Source organism: Rhodoferax sp. UBA5149, from assembly GCF_002413825.1.
In the GTDB taxonomy this organism is placed as follows: domain Bacteria; phylum Pseudomonadota; class Gammaproteobacteria; order Burkholderiales; family Burkholderiaceae_C; genus Rhodoferax.
In genome coordinates this window covers 11026-12594 of record NZ_DHXT01000110.1, presented here as the reverse complement: position 1 = coordinate 12594, position 1569 = coordinate 11026, and the positions used below count along the sequence as shown (strand labels likewise).

The 1569-nt window shown below is 64.9% G+C and carries 2 protein-coding genes; one reads left to right on the top strand and one right to left on the bottom strand.

The window, feature by feature from the left end; translation table 11 throughout:
- Positions 1 to 417: SDR family NAD(P)-dependent oxidoreductase (locus B3V69_RS10020; protein ID WP_296446145.1), on the top strand; the 417-nt coding region annotated here is incomplete at its 5' end.
- 36 nt (positions 418 to 453) lie between these two features.
- Here B3V69_RS10020 and B3V69_RS10015 read toward each other — a convergent pair.
- A partial coding sequence (locus B3V69_RS10015) for an acyl-CoA carboxylase subunit beta (protein ID WP_296446143.1) occupies positions 454 to 1569 on the bottom strand: 1116 nt, incomplete at its 5' end.

Sequence of the window (1569 nt, the reverse complement as noted above, 5' to 3'; positions counted from 1 at the left end):
TATGCGGCGCGCATCATGCGCGATCAGCGCGGCGGCGCCATCGTCAACACCGCGTCCGTGGCCGGTGTGCGTTCGGGCGCAGGCGGCAATGCCTACAGCGCGTCGAAGGCGGCGGTCATCAGCCTGACCATGACCAGCGCCTGCGACCTTGGCGAGTGGAATGTGCGCGTCAACGCCGTCTGTCCCGGCCTCATCGAAACCGGCATGACCGCACCGGTGTTTGCGCGTGCGCGTGCGGTGCAGAAAGAGGACAAGCTGGGCTCGCGCTGCGAATTGCGCCGCTACGGCCATCCGCAGGAAGTCGCGGCCGTCATCGCCTTTCTCGCGAGTGACGATGCCAGCTATGTGACGGGGCAGGCGCTGCCGGTCGATGGTGGGAACACGGCTTCCCTGAATTTGCCGGGAATGAAGGTCTAAGTGACGGCAACCGTGTTGCCGTCACGGTTTGTCCCATCACCAAGTATCGACAAAACGCGTCGCGGGCGCGGCCGGTGAATTTGCCGCCGACGCCAGGCCGCGTACCAGCCATGATCGGGTCTGTGCCGGGTCGATGACAGCGTCGATCTCCAGCGTTGCCGCCATGTTGGTGGCCTGGCCGTTTTCGTACTGCTGATCGATCAGCTTCTTGAACAGCGCGTCGCGCTCGGCACCGGGCGCCGCGGCTTCCAGCTCCTTGCGAAAGCCCAGGCGCACGTAGCCTTCGATCCCCATGGCACCGAACTCGCCGGTCGGCCAGGACACGGTGAACACGGGTGCGTCAAAGCCGCCAGCCGTCATGGCCTGAGCGCCCAGACCGTAACCCTTGCGCAGCACCACGGCAAAGAACGGCACGCTGAGGTGCGCCGCCACCACGAACATGCGGCACACATGCCGCACCTGCGCCTGGGCTTCGATGTCGGGTCCGACCATGAAGCCCGGCGTGTCGGTGAGCGAGATGATGGGCAGGCCGTGCGCGTTGCACAGCTGCATGAAACGCGCGGCCTTGTCGGCGGCGTCCACGTCAATTGCACCGCCCAGGTGCTTGGGGTTGTTGGCGATGATGCCCACGGGACGGCCCTCGATGCGCGCCAGCGCGGTGAGGATGCCTGCGCCAAAACTCGCGCGCAGCTCCAGCAACGACTCGCTATCCACCAGCCCCAGCATCACGGTTCGTACGTCGTACACGCGCAGACGATTTTCGGGCACCGCATGGCGCAGTTGGCGCTGGTCTGTGCAGCGCCATGGCTGCACGGATTCGGCGATCGACCCCTGAAAATACGACAAGTAGCGCTTGGCGGCACGCACCGCCTCAGCTTCGTCTTTCACCAAAATGTCGATCACGCCGTTGCCGGACTGCACGCCGCTGGGGCCAATCTGCTCGGGTTTGAAGGTGCCCAGCCCACCGCCTTCAATCATGGCGGGGCCGCTCATCCCGATGTTGCTGTTTTCGGTGGCGATGATGACATCGGCGCAACCCAGCAAGGCGGCATTGCCGGCAAAGCAGCGTCCCGAGACAATGCCCACTACGGGCACTTTGCCCGACAGTGCGGCAAAGCTGCTGAAGGTGTGGTTGTTGAGCCCAGCCACGAT